The organism is Pantoea sp. Fr-CA_6 (genome assembly GCF_024520895.1).
Lineage (GTDB): Bacteria > Pseudomonadota > Gammaproteobacteria > Enterobacterales > Enterobacteriaceae > Pantoea > Pantoea agglomerans.
In genome coordinates, this window is record NZ_JALNPO010000001.1 from 455,147 (window position 1) to 473,943 (window position 18,797).

An 18,797-nucleotide genomic window follows, 5' to 3' on the forward strand; every position below is an offset into this window, starting at 1 on the left:
GATCTTAGCTGCGTTGCACCCGGCGCACTTTGTGCGCAAGGGTTGCGACCGGTTATGTTGACTTCAATTTAATTTGACTCAATACTGTGCCGACTTTAAATCGGCGGCGCAGCTAAAGGCTTTTTCTCCCGCTGCGATAGCGCTTAAAAGTCTGGTGTCTTACACCAGAAAGAGATGCTGCCGAAATCAACATCTCCCCGAGATACTATTCGCGAGACTTCACGGCTGACCAACAGCCTGGGGTCTGGCTGTCCCACCCCGGACTCAGAATGAGTAAAGATATGAATGACGAACCCGCGGGGATCTCCGATACGCCTCCCGCCAGTGCAGCGCCTGAAACTATCGACCAGTTTCTCTGCTTTGCGCTCTATTCCGCCTCACTTGCCATGACAAAGCTCTATCAGTCGCGGTTAAAACCGCTGGGTCTGACCTATCCGCAATATCTGGTGCTGCTGGTGCTGTGGGAGAAAGATCGCCTGACCGTCTCTGATATTGGTGCACGTGTCCGGCTTGATTCCGGCACGCTCAGCCAGCTTCTGAAGCGGCTTGAAAGCGGGGGCATTATCTGCCGCCAGCGTGACACGGGAAATGATGAGCGCCGGGTACTGATCTCCCTGACAGAACAGGGCCACCAGCTTAAAGTCGCGGCGGCTGACGTCCCGGCTGATATGATCTCGGTGATGGATACCGCCTGTAGTGAACTTGGTGAGCTGACAACCCAGGTGGCAACGCTGCGCGAAAAGCTGCTTAAGGCCCTGCCATGATGCTGGCTTATAAAAAACCTGTGACCAGGCTGATAAAGCTGAATCGCCTGAGTGTTGCCTCTTCAGGTGCTATTCAACAGAACGGTTGCGCTGGAGTTTCTATTGAGTACCGATAAACCGGCAGATATGGCTGACGTCCATGCCGTTGTAGGGCAGGCCGTGTCGAGCCTGCTGAAGTCAGGCAAGACGGCAGGCTTACAGGACATAATTGCATTCCTGCAGCATCAGCAGGCACGGTCGGTAAACGGTCAGCGAGAGGTCTACGCCAGAGCGGTGCGTATTGTGATGAGCATGGTTAACTGATAACCGGGCCGCTGTGCTAAACGGCGGCGCTGCCCGCGCCTTCTTAATATCAATACCCTGCCCGCTGCGCAGCGTCGTTCCTGCTTTCACCCGGCGATTCCCGCTCTCATTTCAGGATCAATAGTGATGTCACTCTGCCGCGCCTTCGTCATCCCGACAACTTATCTCTGCCAGTAACCGCTGTCGGGCCTGCAGACGTTAACAACGCCGTCTGCACACCACCGCCGCTATTAGCTCCCCCTATCCTTTCTGTGCAGTAAAGCATTCCTGCTAAAGTGTGGTGCCACCGGGTGCCATCAAATCATAACGATCGTTCTGCGGGGCCTCGTCCATGGTCATCGGTGGCTGAATTTTAAGGGTGATCCAGTTAGAGGTCACACGCTGCTGCTTGCTATCCTCCAGTGTTACCGACAGGCGATATTCGTTGCTGGCGTCTGGCGACGGATCCCACTGCGGTAAGATCACACTCCAGCCCTGCGGATCGGCGTTATTGGCCGGAGGTGTCAGGCTCAGCGCCTGCGTATCGCCCTGCCAGCTTACCGCCTTGATAGCATTGCTGGCGCGCACCTGCAGCTTCAGTGGCAGACTCTCGCCACTGCTTAACTGCCAGGGCGGGGTTGCCAGAAACACGGACAGCGTTTTGCGCTGACGGAAGGTGAGCACCGGCGTATCACTGCGGGTGACGGTATCGTAACGGCTGCCGCGCAGAGAGTGCGCCTCCGCGACGTTTCCGGCATCGAGCTGACGTCGCAGCGCCACGCCAAAGCGATAGTTGAGTTTCAGCCCCAGCTGATCCTGACTCTCACCGGCGCTGCTGGTTTTATGGGTAGCGGACAGCGTCACCAGCGGCACGGGAGTGTAAGAGAGGCCAAACGACATGGCGGAGGGATTGTGATAGCGGTTGCCGCTGTTAAACAGATCGACATTCTCACCCAGATATTGCTGATAGCTCACCGAAACGCCCAGCTGACGATAAAAGGGCAGATAGCTCTGGCTGGTAATATCGTAGCCGCGCGCCATGCGCTGCTGCTGCGAATCGCCCAGATTTTTCCAGCCGGAAAGCGGCTGATAGTAGTTGGCCGAGAAGCGCATTGAATCGCTCCACGCTTCCGTGCCCACAGAGGCGCGCTGCAGGCCGCTGCTGAACACGCGGTCAACAAAGCCGTTGTAACCCAGCAGCCAGTCACCGGCATCCCAGCGTTGCCCCAGTCCCGCATTGCCAACCAGGCCATCGCCGGTATCGTGCAGACCAAGCTGGCTGAAGGTGAGCCGGCTGTTTTCGTCGGCCAGTGCGCTGAAGAGATCGCCGCCGGTGCCGGTGAAGTTTCCGTTCATGTCGACTTTCAGATCCAGCTGCGCGGTGCCGTAAGGGGAAAGCAGTGACTGCCCTTCGCTCTCAACCCGATCGGCCACTTCATCGCGCAGATGATTGAACGCCCAGACGCCCGCCTGCTGACCAAACGTGACATTGCTGTCGCTGTTGTTACTCGCTTCACCGATACTCTTGGCCACGGCCGCCAGCTTTTTGCTCCACTCTTCATCCTGATCGCTGGCACCGCCGAGCGTCGGCAGCGACTGACTGTAGCGCGCAGGATTGTCGAATGGCGTCTCTGACACCGCTGTTTCAGTCTGGAAGGCGCGGGCGCTCTGCGTGGCAGTCAGCGACAGCGCAATCAAAGAGAGAACCCCTGTTTTCCGTATCATGTCACCCGGCACATTGATTAGTTCGTAGCTGCAATTAAAGAAAAATCATCAGCTATTACCTTAACATATTGTGACGGCGATGCAGGACAGCAGCGGCGAATTGTGCATATAACAGAAAAGTCCGGGTCAGAAAAAGGCCTGCGTTTACAGCAGGCCTGCGATCTCTCACCGCATCAGGAGAAGATCAACCCGCCATCCACATTGATGGTCTGCCCGGTGATGTATCGCGCATCCTCTGATGCCAGAAACGCCACCAGTCCGGCGACATCTTCCGGCTGACCGGCACGCTTCAGCGGAATATTTTTCACCCACTCCGCCATCAGCTCCCCTTTACCGTAGGTTTTCTCCTCGCTGCTGAGGATCTCGCCCCAGACGCGATCGTTGTAATCCCACATCTCACTCTCAATGATGCCAGGGCAAAAAGCGTTGACCGTAATGTTCCACGGCGCCAGCTCCAGCGCCAGACTCTGGGTAATGCCTATCACCCCCATTTTGCTGGCGGCGTAGTGCGGCGTGTAGATAAAGCCCTGTCGTCCCTGCCCCGATGAGGTGTTGATCAGGCTGCCGCTGCGCTGCTGCACCATATATTTCGCCGCTTCACGACAGCAAAGCCAGACGCCGGTGGTGTTAACCGCCAGAATCCGCTCAAAGTCGCTTTTCGGCATGGTGTCGAAGCGATCAATGGTGATCACGCCCGCATTCTGTATCGAGACGTCGATCTGACCAAAGCGTTCAAAGGCCTGCTGATAGAGCTGCTGCACCGCAGCTTCATCCGTGATATCGACCTGCAGCGCCAGAATCTCACTGCCATACTGCTGCTGAAGCTGGTCGGCTGTAGCGAACACCCGGTCAGCATTCGACACCATCACCAGCCTGGCCCCGTCGCGAGCGAAACGCGCCGCGATCCCGGCCCCGATGCCACGACAGGCACCGGTTATCACCACTGTTTTTCCACGTTGTTCGCGGCTCATAATCGCTCCTGTTAACTGTGACGAACATCAGTAAGGGGGGCTGCCTGCTGCTTTTTTTCATGGCGACGCAGCAGCACCACTTTGCTTTGCAGACGTTGCTGGAACTGGTCGATGACTACCGCAGTCACAATCACCAGACCTTTAATTACCATCTGCCAGAAATCGCTGACGCCCATCATCACCATGCCATCCGCCAGGAAGACGATAACGAAAGCGCCAATAATCGAGCCGGAAACCCGACCACGTCCACCTGCCAGCGCCGTGCCGCCCAGCACGGTGGCACCAATAGCATCCATCTCAAACATGTTGCCGGTCATCGGGTGCGCGGTCTGCAACTGAGAGGCCACCACCAGCCCGACGAGTCCCGCGCAGAGGCCGGAAAAGGCGTAGACAAAGACTTTCACCTTGATAATCGGCACGCCCGCCAGTCGCGCGGCGGACTCATTGCCGCCAATGGCGTAGATGTAACGACCCAGCGGGGTTTTGCGCGTCAGGTAGAGGCCGAGCAGTAAAAAGCCGAGCATCAGCCAGATTGGCAGATAAACGCCCAGTACGGTGCCGGAGCCGAGCAGCGAAAAGCCGGTGTTGCCCAGCGCGGGCACTCCCACCAGGTTGGCGTAGGTGCCGCCGTCGTTGAACAGCAACGCCGCACCGCGCGCCACATACATCATGCCCAGGGTGCAGATAAAGGGTGCGACGCCCAGTCGGGTGATCACCGTGCCGTTAATCAGTCCTACCAGCACGCCAAAGATGGCCACCACCAGAATCACTTCAGGCACGTTGAGAAACAGCGTATTGCCGCCCCACAACGGGATGCCATTGGTGAGCAGTGCGCCCGCCACCATGCCGCAGATTCCGGCGACCGCACCCACCGAGAGATCGATACCGCCGGTCAGGATCACCAGCGTCATACCAATGGCCAACAGGCCGGTAATCGCCACGTGCTGCGTCATGATCAGCAGGTTAGAGGGGGTGAGAAAGTTCGGCACCATCACGCTGAAAAAGCCGACCACAATCAGCAACGCAATAAAGGTACGGGCCTTGAGCAGGTACATATAGAGCAGATATTTTTGGTTCATGAAATTCTCCGGCCAGCTTAGAGCCTGGCCCGCCAGGCGTAATGGTTTCAGGCAGTCTGGACACGGACAGCGCGGAACAACCGGCACGTACACGCAGTACGTCAGGATTACTCGCTGTGCTCGCCCCTTCAGGGCCGCCCTGACGGGCGTTCAGGTTGCTAAAGCAGCCTGTGTGACCACTGCCCAGGTTCAGACGGACAAATAAAATAGCCTGATGGGTCAGGCTCTTAATCCTGCGGGGTTGATGCCGCAATCAGATGTTCTCGCGTCGCCGCTGCGCGCGGCAGATCAGCAGTAATCCGGCCATCGGCCATCACTAAAATGCGGTCCGCCAGCGCCATCACCTCATCCAGTTCAGACGAGGAGAACATCACTGCCAGCCCCTGCTGTGCCAGACTGCCAATCAGGTGATAGACGTCGGTTTTGGCACCCACGTCGATACCGCGCGTTGGCTCATCCAGCAGCACCACCTGCGGCCCGGTCATCAGCGCTTTACCCAGCACCACCTTCTGCTGATTACCGCCGCTCAGCGCCGTAACCGGCAGGTCGGGATCGCTGACTTTAATCGCCAGATGGCCGATCATCTCACTGACCCGCTGCTGCTCCCTGGCAGGATTTAACAGCCCCAGCGCACGTCGAAAACCGCGCAGGCTGAAGTCAGAGAGCGTCATGTTGGCGGTGACCGACATCAGTTCAATCACCCCTTCGCCTTTGCGATCTTCGGGCACCAGCGCTATGCCACTTTTCAGCCGCTGCTGGAAGCTGCGTTTCGCCAGATCCCTGCCCGCTAAACGTACCCGGCCCGACTGACAGGGCATCAGGCCAATCAGCCCCTTGAACAGCTCGGTGCGTCCGGCACCCAGCAGACCATAAATGCCGATCACCTCGCCTTTGCGCAGCGTAAAACTGACGTCATTCAGCTTGTAACCGCCGTTCTGATGCAGCGCAGTCAGGCCCTCTACCTCCAGCACCGTTTCCCCCTGTGGCGCAGGCTGATAGTCGAACTGCTTTTTCTTGTCACCCACCATCTGGGCGATAATCCACGGCAAGCTGGCGTCCCGTACCTCGCGCTCACTGATAAAACGGCCATCGCGGAAAATGGTGATGTGATCGCCAATCTCCATCAGCTCTTCCAGCCGGTGAGAGATGTAGATAATGGTGACACCGCGTCGCTTAAGCTGATCGATGACGTTAAACAGCACTTTCACTTCAGACTGGCTCAGGGCGCTGGTCGGTTCATCCATAATCAGCACCCGGGTATCCTTCGACAGCGCCCGGGCGATCTCCACCAACTGCTGATGACCAATACCCAGCTCACCCAGCGGCGCGTAAGGATCGACATCCAGCTGCAGCCGCTCCAGCAGCGACTTTGCCAGTGCGTACTGATACTTTTCATTGATCACCCCGCGCTGGAAATACTCATTGGCGATAAAGATGTTGTCCATCACGTTCATGTTGGGAAACAGATTCAGCTCCTGAAAAATGATGCTGATCCCCTGCTTCTCTGCCTGATGCGTGGAGTTCAGCGACACCACCTTGCCATCCAGCAGAATCTCGCCCGACGACGGCGTCTCTACACCCGCCAGCATCTTCATCATGGTGGACTTACCGGCGCCGTTCTCACCGATCAGCACGTTAACTTTATTGCGGTAGACCCGATAACTGACCTGATCGAGCGCGGTCACGCCGGGATAAAGACGCGACACGTTGCGCGTTTCGATAATCACGTCGCCGGACTGTTGCGGTTGAGGATTTTGCATCTGCCGCTCCTTATTGCCGGTTGATCGCAGCCGGAGTGATATCCGGCAGCTGCTGCGGAATGTCCCAGCTGCTGAACACGCCGGAAACCCTCACTTTATCGCCCACCTTCGGCGCAAACTGCTGCATCAGAGTGGAGGCGTGCTGGTTTATCGCTTTGCCGTAATCACCAAACAGCACCTGGTCATTGAAGTCCTGATAGCTCACGCCTTTGTAGACATCCCGCAAAGCGGTGCCACGAATGATTGGCCCTACCTGAATTGTGACACTGTCACCTGATTCATCTTTCACGGTCATCTTCCCGCTGCGTGACGTGGTATTTACGGCGGTCACCTCGCCGCTAACCGAGACGCTGAAGACACAGGGATTCTCAGCCTGACTGCGATAGCCGTAGCTCTGACAGGCACTGTCGAAGTCTTTAGCAGACTGCAGCGACTTCATCAGCGTCGCCAGCGGTTTAGCCTCTGCCTGAACCTGCGGCACCAGTTTCTGCTGCCAGAGCTGGTCGATGTTCGCCATTTTCGGATTGGGGGGATTTTTCAGGGCAGCCAGCTCCTGCTGCGACACAATTTTGCAGCCGCTTAACAGCAAGACCACCAGCGTCAGCCAGACTCTTCGGGACATCATCTTCTCCCTGGCGCCCGCTTTCGCAGGCGCGACAGCGTTTAATTACGACTTGTAGTTAAAGTCCTGTACACCTTTAGCGTTTTCCGGGGTAATCAGAATGCCGCGGAACATCACCCGCTGTTTTTCCGGCTTCACGCCCTTCTGAATGAAGTTATCGAGATCGGTCACCCCTTCAGCGGCAATCGCCTGCGCCTGCAACATGACCGTGGCTTTCAGCGTGCCCGCTTTCACTGCATCGCGTTCGTCGTTGCTGCCATCAATCCCCACCACGATGACATCGTTGCGACCGGCCGCCTTCAGCGCGGCAATGGCGCCCAGCGCCACCGGGCCGTTACCGCAGATCACCCCTTTCACATCCGGATGCGCCTGCAGGATGCTGTCCATAATGCGCTTGCCGTCGATCAGCGTGCCTTTGGCATCCTGACGCGCCACGCTCTGCATATCAGGATACTGATCCAGCACCTGATGGAACGATTTCGAGCGTGTCACGCAGTTGTTATCCGCCAGGTTACAGGCGAGTTCGGCGTATTTGCCCTTTTCGCCCATCTTTTCAACAAAGACGTTGGCAACGTCTGAACCCGCCTGGAAGTTGTTGTGGGTGATCTGCGCCAGCGCCACGTCATCCACCGGGATTTCGCGGTTGATCAGCACCACCGGGATCCCGGCATCTTTGGCTTTTTTAATCGCCGCCACGCTGGCGGTGGAGTCGGCGTTATCCAGCACGATACCCTGCACTTTTTTACCGATAGCGGCGTCGATTAGTTCGCTCTGTTTCTTCACATCTTCGCCGTGCGACAGCACCGTCGTTTTGTAACCCAGTTCCTGCGCTTTGAGATTGGCGCCTTTGGCTTCGGAGGCGTAGTAGGGATTATCGAGTGAGTTAACCAGAATCATAATGGTGCCCTTTTCGGCGGCAAACGCCGCCTGCGAAATTAGACAGGCAGCCACGGCAGTGCACAGCAAGGTACGGTTTTTCATGATGTTCTCTCTTATCGTTATGGCAGGGTATGAATTCCCGGGTGCTGGATTGGCCTTACCAGATGGTAAAGCCCCCATCGATCATCAAATCGGCGCCGGTGATCATGTCGCTGCCGTTGCTGGCGAAAAACAGCACCGCAGCGGCGATCTCATCGGTATAAGCAAAGCGTCCGAGCGGAATCAGCTTCTTCATCTGCTCACCCTTCTCGCCGCGCCAGGCCTTTTCGCCCATCGGCGTCAGCACTACGGTGGGCGACAGGGTGTTAACGTTAATCCGATGCGGGGCAAACTCTTTGGCCATCACTTTGGTCATGCCCAGCAGGCCCGCTTTGGCTGAGGTGTAGGCGACATGGTTGTCGATAGCGATGGATGCCGCCTGGGAGGCGATATTAATAATTTTGCCGCCCGCACCGGCACGGATCATCAGCCGTGCGGCGGCCTGTGAGCAGAGAAAAGGCCCGGTGAGATTCACCGCAATCTGCTTCTGCCACTCGGCAAAATCGGTCTCGATCACCGGCTGCAGCATCACGTAGCCTGCGCAGTTCACCAGGATATCGATCCGGCCATAGTGGGAAACCACATCGTCAAAAGCCTGTTCAACCGACGCGGGATCGGTAACGTCACAGCAGACAAACTGCACCCGCTCGACGGGGAAATCTGCCCTCAGGCTGGCCACCTTCTCTGCTTCAAACGGCGGATAGAGTAGTGCCAGACTCGCGCCCTTCTCCAGCAACATGCCATTGGTCGCCATCGCGATACCGCCCAGCCCGCCGGTCACGACGGCCACTTTGCCAGCCAGATTCATTGCGGTATCCACGCCGTAGCGCAGGTTTACGTCATATTCACCACTCATCCCACTCTTCCCCTCAGATTTTTGCCGATGCCGTTGACTCACTCATTTTCGAACAAAAATATAAGCTATCGAAAAGAAATGTTGTGTGGAGCAGATCAAATTTCGACCATCTGCCCTGCAAAGCGGCTTATCTGATTGAAAAGACGTGATCTGGCTTCCAGTCCCGAAATAAAGGCAGCTGGTTGCAATCCGGAAAGCGTGAGAGATTCAATAACCTGCACATTTTATATTTTCGTTCGAAAACCAAAGGCAGATCAGGCTATCTCGCATTCATAAAAATGGCGCGTTAAACTCAGCCACAAAGACCTTGTTCGCCCGACTTCTCAGGTTATTGGAAAAGGGAGCATTTCGATTGAAAAGCAAAAGTGAGCAGTTCGCTGACATGCAGCAACGCCGCGAGAAAATTCTGGAGATGATCCGTGAGGATGGCACGGTCACGGTTAAAGCTTTGACGGAGACCTTTGGACTGACCGAAGCCACCTTACGCAGCGACCTTCGCATGCTGCAAAAACAGGGCTTTGTGCAGCGCTACCATGGTGGCGCGACGCTGATGACGGGCAAACAGAATACCGGGGCGATGCTGCTGGAGCGGCAGACACATCTGGAAGAGAAAGAGGCGATTGGCCGGCTGGCGGCGCAGCATATCGAAAATGGCGACACGGTGATTTTCGATTCCGGCACCACGACCACCGCGATCACCGATGCCATCAGCCACATCCGCCGCCTGTCGGTCGTGACAACCGCGGTGAATATCGCCCTGAAACTGGGCGGCGAGCCGGGGATCAACATCCTGCTGACCGGCGGTACCTTTAAATTTCCGACGCTCTCTACCTCCGGCGAAAAGGCGGCCAGCTTCTTCGAAAACGTGCTGGCCGGGAAACTCTTCCTGGCGACCGCCTGCATCTCACCGCGTCTGGGCCTGAGCTTCCCCAGTGAAACTGACATCAAGGTAAAGCTGGCGATGATCAAATCCGCCAGCACGGTTTACGTGGTCGCTGACTCCAGCAAAATCGACAAGGTTTCGATGTTCGCGCTGCCCTGTGACTGGAGCAATATTCACTACCTGATCACCGACAGCGGCATCAGCACTGCGCAGGTCAAAGCGTTTGAAGCACTAGGCGTGAAAGTGCTGGTGGCCCCGCTGCCGCTGAAGCGGGCGATGTAATGCTTGTTGAAACAACATCGATTCAGCCACTCGCTGTCATCAGACAGCCACAGGATTAAGTTACGCTCCAGAGCGAATGCTAAGCAGGGATGTAACTGATGATAAAACGATGAAAAACGAGATTTTCGAGCGCAGGAAAGCGCGGGCTTTAGCCCTGATGGCAGCGAAGAAAATATGGCCGAGTCACTCTGCTCCGCCATTACATCGTTTGTTATGGAAAATGAATATCCATCTTCCACCCCCGAGTTTCACTCCTTTCTGGCTCAATCTTGTGGTGTTTGCCAGCATGTACACGCTTATGATGCCACTGCTGCTCTTATTGCCTTCTCTTCCGGGCGTGTCTGACGACAACTATTCGCTGATACCCAATCTGATCGCAGGTCTGTTCTTCGGTACGACAATGGCACTGTTTCACGCATATCGAAAAAAGGTTCACAACCTGCCTGTGTGGGAGGAGCTTTAAAGCCAGCTAAAGCTCCATCGTCTTTTATACAGTGCACCTGCACGATGGTGCCTCCACTGTAAGCACGTACTATCGCTAATCGTGCAGGTAAGGCCTGCCTGAAGAGCAAAGTGTGCGAGCCAGGGATGGCGAGCCCAGTCCGCAGGGATGCGGGATCCCTTTGCGATCAGGCAGGCCTTCCCTGCACGACGCACCGTCTTACCAACCCTCACCTGCCTTCCCACACTGGAGTGCTCTTTTCGTCCTGCTCGGGCACTTCCACTCTCATCAACCGCACTCAATCCAGATCTGATCCCAAAAAAAACCGCACCGCCGCCAGCCGGGCAGGAAGGGCCTGCCTGAAGAGCAAAGTGTGCGAGCCAGGGATGGCGAGCCCAGTCTGCAGGGATGCGTGATCCCTTTGCGATCAGGCAGGCCTTTCCTGCACGCCGCACCGTCTTGCCGCACCGTTCCGGCCTTACCACCAAGACATACGCCCACTCAATCCAGACCTGATCCCGCAAAACCCCGCACCAATGCCAACAGTGCAGGTAAGCCCTGCCTGAAGAGCAAAGTGTGCGAGCCAGGGATGGCGAGCTCAGTCCGCAGGGATGCGGGATCCCTTTGCGATCAGGCAGGTCTTTCCTGCACGACGCACCGGCTCACCGTCTCCCCACCCCGCACCTGCAAATCCGCCCGATAAAACCGCACCACTTCACCCACCATCAGCAACGACGGAGACACCGGCTTATCCCGCGCCACCGTCTCCGCTAATCCCCCCAGCGTGGTAATCAACACCCGCTGATCGGGCCGGGTCCCATTCTCAATAATCGCCACCGGCGTCTCCGCATCACGTCCCTGCGCCTGCAACTGCGCACTGATCGACGCACTCCAGCTCAACCCCATATAAAACACCAGCGTCTGATTCACCGCCGTCAGCGCAGCCGCCTCCAGCTGCGGCTCGCCGTTCCGCCCATGCCCGGTAATCAACCGCAAAGACTGCGCGCAATCCCGATGCGTCAACGGAATTCCGCTGGCTGCCGCACAGCCCACAGCCGCCGTAATCCCTGGCACGACCTCACAGCGAATCCCGGCCTGCTGCACGCTCACCATCTCCTCGCCTCCGCGACCAAAAACAAACGGATCGCCCCCCTTCAGCCGGATTACATTGCGTCCACTGCGCGCCAGTTCCACCAGCAACTGATTAATCTGCGCCTGCTTCAGACCATGCTGCCCCGGCTGCTTACCCACATCAATACACAACGCCTGCTCCGGCACCTCCGCCATCACCGCGTCACTCACCAGCCGGTCATATACCACCACCTCAGCACGCTGCAGCAACCGCAACGCCTTAACGGTCAGCAGTTCCACATCGCCAGGGCCCGCACCCACCAGCCACACCGCGCCCTGTTGCGACACGGCATCCACCGGGGCCAGTAACTTATCCAGAGAATCAATTGCTCGTGTCATCATTCCTCCGACATCACTTCGGACAGCAACAACTGCTTCAGCTCCGGAATACAGGAGCCGCACTGCGTGCCGCACTTTAGCTTTTCGCCCAACGCCTGAGTTGTACGACACCCCTGCGCCACCGCCTGTAAAATCGTCTGCTCACCCACCGCCATACAACTGCAAATAATCCGTCCCGTGGCCGCGCCCTGCGCGGGCTGTCCTGCCAGTACACTGTGCCGCCCTGCCGCATCCTGCGGCGCATGACTAAAGGCCTCGGCGACCCACGCACTATCAATCGACGGCAACACGGAGCCGGCATAAAACGCCAGCTGCAACTCGCCGTCACGCCATGCCAGCAACCGGTAATCATTGCCGCTGCCGGTCGCAACCTGCCTGTGACAGCCTGAAAGAACAACCTGCCCGTCCAGCCAGACCTGCGGCGAGCCCTCGCCCGCCACCGCATAACGCTGCACCGCCGGATAGGGGGTACGCGCCCAGTAACGCAACCCTGTGGGCTGCGCTATCTCGCGCTGCCATAGCCAGCCCTGCCAGCTCACCCTCAACGGCAGAATCCGCACCGACGTCTGCTTCAGCGCGGGCTGCCCCGAAAACGGACAGGCGCGGGCGGCCACCAGTAAATCGACGTGACTCTGCTGACTGAACTGCCGGTTCCAGTGCATCGGCACAAACAGCTCGCCGCGCCGCATCCCGGCATCGACACGCACCCGCACGCTAATCCAGCCCTGAACAGACTGCACCCGCGCCAGTCCGCCCGCCGTCACGCCATACGTTGCCGCATCCGCCGGATGCAGCGCGACAAACGGTTCATCGCAATGCTGCATCAGACGCGGCACCAGCCCGGTACGCGTCATGGTGTGCCACTGATCGCGCACCCGTCCGGTATTCATCAACAACGGATACGCCGGTTCGCGCGGGGCGACAACCGGCGTGGCCGGCACCCGCAACCGGGCCTTACCATCCGGATGAAAAAACCGACGATTGCCAAACAGCCGGGCGCAGCCCTGCGGACAGGCCGCGTTAACCGGCCACTGCACCGGACGCAGCGCATCCCAGTCAGCATTACTCAATTGCGCCAGGCCGCTGATATCAAACGCCCTGGCGCCCCGGTTCTCGAAACCTGACAACGCCGCATGCTCACGGAAAATCTCTGCCGGATGCTGCCAGTTAAAGCCTTCATCAAACCCTAAACGCCTGGCCACCTGCGACAGCAACCACCAGTCAGGCCGGGCGTCACCGGGTGCGGCGGCAAAAGCGCGCTGACGTGAAATACGCCGCTCGGAATTGGTCACCGTGCCGTTCTTCTCGCCCCACCCCTGGGCGGGCAGCAGAATATTGGCAAAGGCGCTGGTATCGGTCTGCGCCATCACATCTGATACAATCACCAGCGGACAGGCCGCCAGCGCCTGCGCGACGCGGTTGCCCTCAGGCATCGACACCGCCGGATTGGTGCCCATAATCCACACTGCTTTCACCGTGCCATCCGCCAGTGCCCGGAAAAGATCCAGTGCAGTCAGTCCCGGTTCCCGGGCAATGGCCGGACTGCGCCAGAAACGCTGCACCCGTTCGCAATCCGCTTCAGTAAAATTCATATGCGCCGCCAGCTGATTCGCCAGGCCACCCACCTCCCGTCCGCCCATGGCATTTGGCTGTCCGGTCAGCGAAAAAGGACCACAGCCCGCGCGGCCTATTTTGCCCGTCAGCAGATGCAGATTAAGAATCGCCTGGTTATTGTCGCTGCCGGTGGCGGACTGATTAATCCCCATGCACCATAGCGTCAGCACCCGATCGTGCTGGCTGAAAAGCTGGAAAAAGTGCGCGACCTGCTGCACGGTTAAGTCACATGCCTCTGCCACTCGCGCCACACCCCACTGCGCTGCGGCGGTCAGCGTCTCGTCCACACCATTCAGGTGCGGCAACATGCTGGCATCAATGCCATCCTGCTGCGCCAGCCAGTGCAGCAGACCGGAAAACAACGCCGTATCGCTGCCGGGCCGCAACGGCAGGTGGAGATCGGCCTGATCGCAACTCGCCGTACGCCGCGGATCGATAACGACAATACACATCGCCGGACGTTGCAGCTTCGCCTGCATCAGCCGCTGCCACACCACCGGATGCGCCCAGGCAGCATTAGACCCCACCAGCAGCACCAGGTCGGCCTGCTCCAGATCCTCATAGCAGCAGGGCACCGCATCGGCCCCCAGCGCCCGCTTATAACCGACCACCGCCGACGCCATGCAGAGCCGCGAATTCGTATCGATGTTGGCTGCACCGATGTAGCCCTTCATCAGCTTATTGGCGACGTAGTAATCCTCGGTCAACAGCTGGCCGGAGCCGTAAAACGCCACCGCCTGCGGGCCATACTGATCGATAACCGCCCGCAATCCCGCCGCCGCCGCATCCAGCGCAGCGTCCAGGCTGACGCGCTGCCCGTTAACCTCGGCGTTCAGCAAACGCCCTTGCGGCGTCAGGGTCTGGCCCAGCGCTGCGCCTTTTACGCACAACCGACCTGCATTCGCGGGATGGTGCGGATCGCCGATCACGGTTGCCTGATGCGCCCCCTGCGGGGTGACGCAGACGCCACAGCCGACGCCGCAATAGGGACAGGTACTGTTCATGATGCCTGCGCCAGCTGATCCAGCGGACGATTTGCCAGCCAGATCTGACCCGCTTCCAACTTCACCGGCCAGCAGCGCAGCTGATGCTGCGGGTTATCCAGGCTCTGTCCGTCACGCAACCGTATCCGCTGCTTATAGAGCGGGGAGATCACCACCGGCTCGCCGCCCACATCGCCAAGGATCCCCCGTGAGAGCACGCTGGCGTCGCTGCCGGGTTCGCGGTCTTCCAGCGCAAAAAGCGCATCGCCAAAGCGGAACAGCGCAACACGTTCGCTACCCAGTCGCGCCCCGATCCCCGCCTGCTGAGGAATCGCCTCCAGTGTACACACCGCGCTCCACGGCTCGGCTGGCGGCGGTAACAGCGGACGATCGGTAACGGCCTCCGGCTGACGCTGACCGCGCACCCGGCTGTAGTGCAGCGTCTCATCCGGGCGATCGCTGTTGACCGTAGGGGTAAACAGCGCAAGTCGTGAAGGATCCGCCAGCGTGGTCTGCCACTCGCACTGATACGCGTCCACCACCCGCTGCATCTCCTGCTCCAGCGTCTCGCCCAGACCGAGGCTATCCTCAATCACCACCTGACGCAGATAGTCCAGGCCGCCTTCCAGATTGTCCATCCAGACGCTGGTGCGCTGCAGCCTGTCTGCGGTGCGGATATAGAACATCAGCAGGCGGTCGACATAACGCAGCAGCGTGGCATCATCGAGATCGCTGGCGAACAGGTCGGCGTGGCGCGGCTTCATGCCGCCATTGCCACACACATAGAGATTCCAGCCCTTTTCCGTGGCGATCACCCCGATATCTTTGCTCTGCGCTTCCGCACATTCGCGGGTACAGCCCGATACCGCCATCTTGATCTTGTGTGGGGCGCGCAGCCCCTTGTAGCGGTTCTCCAGCGCAATGGCGAAAGCGGTTGAATCCTGCACGCCGTAGCGGCACCAGGTCGACCCCACACAGGACTTCACAGTGCGCAGCGACTTGCCGTAGGCGTGACCGGTTTCAAAACCCGCCGCCAGTAGCGTCTGCCAGATATCAGGCAGTTGATCGAGCCGCGCGCCAAACAGGTCGATACGCTGACCGCCGGTGATTTTGGTGTAAAGATCGTAACGCGCCGCCACCTCGCCAATCGCGATCAACCCCTGCGGCGTGATTTCGCCCGCCGGGACGCGCGGCACCACCGAATAGGTGCCATCTTTCTGGATATTGGCGAAATAGCGGTCGTTGGTGTCCTGCAACGGCAGATGCGCCGGTTTTAGCAGATAGTCGTTCCAGCATGAGGCGAGCAGTGACGCCACCAGCGGTTTGCACACTTCACAACCCTGCCCCCGACCATGTGACGTCAGCAGCGCATCAAAGGTTCTGAACTCACCGGCCCGCACCAGGTGATACAGCTCCTGGCGCGAATAGCTGAAATGTTCACAAATATCTTTTTTGACCTCGACACCGAGGTTTTCCAGCTCAAACTCCATCACCTGTTTTACCAGTGCCGCACAGCCGCCGCAGCCCGTAGCCGCTTTGGTGCAGCTTTTGATGCTGCTCATCTCACCGCATCCGCCTTTCACCGCCGCGCAGATTTCGCCCTTGCTGACGTTGTGACAGGAGCAGACCTGGGCGCTGTCAGGCAACGCCGCGACGCCTGGCGCTTTCGGCGCCCCCGACAGCGCAGGCAGGATAAGGCTTTCTGGCGCGGCAGGCAGCGGTAACTCATTGAGCATCATCTGCAGCAGCGTGGCGTAGTCGCTGCTGTCACCGACCAGCACGCCGCCCAGCAGCCGGGTGCTGTCGGCAGAAACCACGATTTTCTTGTAGATGCCTTTTGGCCCGTCGGTCCAGTGATAGTGCTGACTGCCCGGCGTGCGGCCATGCGCGTCACCAAACGACGCCACCTCCACCCCCAGCAGTTTCAGTCTGGTACTCATGTCCGCGCCGCTGAAGGCGGTGGATTCAGCCGCCAGATGCCCGGCCAGCACGCGTGCCATCTGATAGCCTGGCGCGACCAGACCGAAGATCTGACCGTTCCACAATGCGCATTCACCAATGGCAAACACCTCTTCATCGCTGGTCTGGCAGCGATCGTTAATCTCAATGCCGCCGCGCGGTCCCAGCGTCAGGCCCGCTTCACGTGCCAGCTCATCGCGCGGCCGGATACCGGCGGAGAACAGCACCAGATCGCCGGGTAAACTGCTGCCGTCAGCAAAGCGCAGCACCACGCTACCGTCGGTCTGACGCTCAATCAGTTCGGTCTGTTTTGAGGTGTGAACCGTGACGCCCAGCGCATCGATCTTCTGGCGCAGCATCAGCGCCCCGCCCTCATCGAGCTGCACTGCCATCAGGCGTGGCGCAAACTCCACCACATGCGTTTCCAGCCCGAGCTGCTGCAGCGCATTCGCCGCCTCCAGACCCAGCAGGCCGCCGCCAATCACGATGCCGCGCTGGCTATTGCGGGCGCAGGCAGCAATGGCATCAAGGTCATCCAGCGTGCGGTAGACAAAGCAGCGTTCGTCGTCGTGGCCCGGTACCGGCGGTACAAAAGCACGCGAGCCGGTGGCCAGCACCAGCTTATCCCACGCCAGCTCATTGCCCGCGCTGTCACGCAGACTGCGCTGCTGACGATCGATCGCTACGACTGCGCAGCCGCTGCGCAGTTCGATGCCGTGCAGGGTAAAAAAGTCCGCGCTGACCAGCGACAGATCGTCGGCCGTTTTGCCGTTGAAATAGTCCGACAGATGCACCCGATCGTAAGCCTGCTGACGCTCCTCGCCGTAAACCACGATGTGGTAGTGCTGATTCAGTTCGCGGGCAACCAGCTGTTCAAGAAAGTGGTGACTGACCATGCCGTGACCCACCACGGCTAATACCGGTTTACTCATCTCAGGACTCTCTGCAGCCTGCGGCTGCGGTTCAGGTTGACGGGAATCGAACAGGGCTTCGAGCGTGACAGCTTCGGTGTGCAGCAGACGCGCCAGCAGCGCGGGACCCTGCCGGGTGTCGCCAGAGAGCAATACGCCACAGAGGCGGCCCTGACGAAGAAACAGACGGCGGTAGTCGCCGGAGATCGGATCAAAACTGCTGATGGAGGGTGCCTCACTGACATCCCCGGCGCTGAACAGCGAAATGCCACTGACTTTGAGCCGCGTCGCCTGCGGCTGGCTGACAAAATCCGCCAGTGGCGACCCCGCCAGCTGTGCGGCCAGAATCTGCGCCTGCGTCAGGCAGGGTGCGACCAGGCCAAAGGTTTCGCCGGCAATTTCGCAGCACTCGCCTACGGCGTACACCGACGGGACCGCTGTGCGTAACTGCCCATCGACCAGAATGCCGCGCTGACACGGCAGACCCGCTGCCTGCGCCAGCGTTATCTCCGGCTGAACGCCGATGGCAATCACCACCTGCGTGGCGGCGCAGTGACGACCGCTGGTCAGCGTCACACCCGCCTCGTCAATCGCCGTGAGTCCGCTGTTCAGCACGCAGCGGATACCGCGCTGCTGGAGTGCCGTCAGCAACAGCTCGCCCGCCTTTGCATCCAGCTGGCGATCCAGCAGCCAGGGTTTGTGATGAACCAGCGTAACCTCACGCCCACGGGCACAGAGTGCCGCCGCCGCTTCAATGCCGAGAAAACCACCGCCCAACACCACCACCGGTCCCTGGCACGCCAGGAGTTGCCGGACGTCGGCGATACTGCGAAAACCCAGTACGCAATCCGCGTTGATGCCGGGAATGGCGGGCAAACGGGGCTGTGAACCGGTGGCAAACACCAGCCGATCCCAGCCCAGCTGGCGATAATCGGTCTGCACTGTACGTGCCGCCAGATCGACCTGCAGCACGGTTTCGCCGTTCAGCAGCGTGACGCCGTGCCGCTCATACCAGTCGCGATCGTGGATCAGCGTTTCACTGAACGGCGTTTCACCTGCCAGCACCGGCGACAGCAGCACACGGTTATAGTTGCCGTGCGGCTCGCGGCCAATGACCGTGATGGCGTAGCGCTGCGGCGCACGTTGCAGCAGGCTCTCCACCATCTGCATTCCCGCCATGCCATTACCTATCACCAGCAACCGTTGCTTCATGGTC

The 18,797-nt window shown here is 59.1% G+C and carries 14 protein-coding genes; 4 read left to right on the forward strand and 10 right to left on the reverse strand.

What is annotated here, in order from left to right; translation table 11 throughout:
• Positions 1–269 precede the first annotated feature (269 nt).
• Together NR201_RS02180 and NR201_RS02185 are read left to right on the forward strand one after the other, a co-directional pair.
• Entirely contained in the window at positions 270–764 is a 495-nt protein-coding gene (locus NR201_RS02180) for a MarR family winged helix-turn-helix transcriptional regulator (RefSeq protein WP_061901495.1), read from the forward strand.
• Between the two features lie 102 nt (positions 765–866).
• Positions 867–1,067, forward strand: coding sequence for a hypothetical protein (locus tag NR201_RS02185; protein ID WP_194709459.1), 201 nt, complete (start codon positions 867–869; stop codon positions 1,065–1,067).
• Positions 1,068–1,337: 270 nt separating this feature from the next.
• Here NR201_RS02185 and NR201_RS02190 read toward each other — a convergent pair whose 3' ends face one another.
• The 7 genes from NR201_RS02190 to NR201_RS02220 form a co-directional block, all read right to left on the reverse strand.
• Positions 1,338–2,771, reverse strand: a complete 1,434-nt coding sequence (locus NR201_RS02190) for a YchO/YchP family invasin (protein WP_187494487.1) — start codon at positions 2,769–2,771, stop codon at positions 1,338–1,340.
• A 173-nt stretch (positions 2,772–2,944) separates the two neighbouring features.
• Entirely contained in the window at positions 2,945–3,742 is a 798-nt protein-coding gene (locus NR201_RS02195) for an SDR family oxidoreductase (RefSeq protein ID WP_010245769.1), read from the reverse strand.
• A gap of 11 nt (positions 3,743–3,753) precedes the next feature.
• Complete coding sequence (locus NR201_RS02200; protein ID WP_010245772.1) at positions 3,754–4,821, reverse strand: ABC transporter permease; 1,068 nt, start codon at positions 4,819–4,821, stop codon at positions 3,754–3,756.
• Positions 4,822–5,048: 227 nt separating this feature from the next.
• Entirely contained in the window at positions 5,049–6,581 is a 1,533-nt protein-coding gene (locus tag NR201_RS02205; RefSeq protein WP_256849327.1) for a sugar ABC transporter ATP-binding protein, read from the reverse strand.
• Positions 6,582–6,591: 10 nt separating this feature from the next.
• Positions 6,592–7,203, reverse strand: coding sequence for a DUF2291 family protein (locus NR201_RS02210; RefSeq protein ID WP_010670005.1), 612 nt, complete (start codon positions 7,201–7,203; stop codon positions 6,592–6,594).
• Positions 7,204–7,248: 45 nt separating this feature from the next.
• Positions 7,249–8,184: a D-ribose ABC transporter substrate-binding protein gene (locus NR201_RS02215; protein ID WP_010245782.1), complete on the reverse strand. Its 936-nt coding sequence runs from the start codon at positions 8,182–8,184 to the stop codon at positions 7,249–7,251.
• A gap of 55 nt (positions 8,185–8,239) precedes the next feature.
• The gene (locus NR201_RS02220) at positions 8,240–9,037 is read right to left on the reverse strand and encodes a GolD/DthD family dehydrogenase (protein WP_010245786.1); all 798 of its coding nucleotides are present in this window, start codon (positions 9,035–9,037) and stop codon (positions 8,240–8,242) included.
• Between the two features lie 352 nt (positions 9,038–9,389).
• On the opposite strand from NR201_RS02220, the gene NR201_RS02225 reads away from it, so the two are divergent.
• Both NR201_RS02225 and NR201_RS02230 read left to right on the forward strand, forming a co-directional pair.
• On the forward strand, positions 9,390–10,202 hold the full coding sequence (locus NR201_RS02225) for a DeoR/GlpR family DNA-binding transcription regulator (RefSeq protein WP_010245789.1): 813 nt from the start codon (positions 9,390–9,392) through the stop codon (positions 10,200–10,202).
• Positions 10,203–10,311: 109 nt separating this feature from the next.
• Positions 10,312–10,665 carry a DUF6404 family protein gene (locus NR201_RS02230; RefSeq protein WP_029519029.1) on the forward strand — a complete coding sequence of 118 codons (354 nt, stop codon included), beginning with the start codon at positions 10,312–10,314 and terminating at the stop codon, positions 10,663–10,665.
• Positions 10,666–11,274: 609 nt separating this feature from the next.
• On the opposite strand, the gene cobA is transcribed toward NR201_RS02230, so the two are convergent.
• The 3 genes from cobA to nirB are packed head-to-tail and all read right to left on the reverse strand — an operon-like array spanning position 11,275 to position 18,793.
• On the reverse strand, positions 11,275–12,114 hold the full coding sequence (gene cobA / locus NR201_RS02235) for a uroporphyrinogen-III C-methyltransferase (RefSeq protein WP_010670001.1): 840 nt from the start codon (positions 12,112–12,114) through the stop codon (positions 11,275–11,277).
• On the reverse strand, positions 12,114–14,732 hold the full coding sequence (locus tag NR201_RS02240; protein ID WP_010245802.1) for a nitrate reductase: 2,619 nt from the start codon (positions 14,730–14,732) through the stop codon (positions 12,114–12,116). Before NR201_RS02240 ends, cobA begins: the two co-directional genes overlap by 1 nt.
• Positions 14,729–18,793 carry a nitrite reductase large subunit NirB gene (gene nirB, locus NR201_RS02245; protein ID WP_256849328.1) on the reverse strand — a complete coding sequence of 1,355 codons (4,065 nt, stop codon included), beginning with the start codon at positions 18,791–18,793 and terminating at the stop codon, positions 14,729–14,731. Before nirB ends, NR201_RS02240 begins: the two co-directional genes overlap by 4 nt.
• Positions 18,794–18,797: the final 4 nt, after the last annotated feature.

What these genes read in the sequence shown, in the direction of transcription:
- NR201_RS02180 (WP_061901495.1), top strand. Translation starts at nt 270, where the DNA reads ATGAGTAAAGATATGAATGACGAACCCGCGGGGATCTCCGATACGCCT.
- NR201_RS02190 (WP_187494487.1), bottom strand. Translation starts at nt 2,771, where the DNA reads ATGATACGGAAAACAGGGGTTCTCTCTTTGATTGCGCTGTCGCTGACT.
- NR201_RS02195 (WP_010245769.1), bottom strand. Translation starts at nt 3,742, where the DNA reads ATGAGCCGCGAACAACGTGGAAAAACAGTGGTGATAACCGGTGCCTGT.
- NR201_RS02200 (WP_010245772.1), bottom strand. Translation starts at nt 4,821, where the DNA reads ATGAACCAAAAATATCTGCTCTATATGTACCTGCTCAAGGCCCGTACC.
- NR201_RS02205 (WP_256849327.1), bottom strand. Translation starts at nt 6,581, where the DNA reads ATGCAAAATCCTCAACCGCAACAGTCCGGCGACGTGATTATCGAAACG.
- NR201_RS02210 (WP_010670005.1), bottom strand. Translation starts at nt 7,203, where the DNA reads ATGTCCCGAAGAGTCTGGCTGACGCTGGTGGTCTTGCTGTTAAGCGGC.
- NR201_RS02215 (WP_010245782.1), bottom strand. Translation starts at nt 8,184, where the DNA reads ATGAAAAACCGTACCTTGCTGTGCACTGCCGTGGCTGCCTGTCTAATT.
- NR201_RS02220 (WP_010245786.1), bottom strand. Translation starts at nt 9,037, where the DNA reads ATGAGTGGTGAATATGACGTAAACCTGCGCTACGGCGTGGATACCGCA.
- NR201_RS02230 (WP_029519029.1), top strand. Translation starts at nt 10,312, where the DNA reads ATGAAAAACGAGATTTTCGAGCGCAGGAAAGCGCGGGCTTTAGCCCTG.
- cobA (WP_010670001.1), bottom strand. Translation starts at nt 12,114, where the DNA reads ATGACACGAGCAATTGATTCTCTGGATAAGTTACTGGCCCCGGTGGAT.
- NR201_RS02240 (WP_010245802.1), bottom strand. Translation starts at nt 14,732, where the DNA reads ATGAACAGTACCTGTCCCTATTGCGGCGTCGGCTGTGGCGTCTGCGTC.
- nirB (WP_256849328.1), bottom strand. Translation starts at nt 18,793, where the DNA reads ATGAAGCAACGGTTGCTGGTGATAGGTAATGGCATGGCGGGAATGCAG.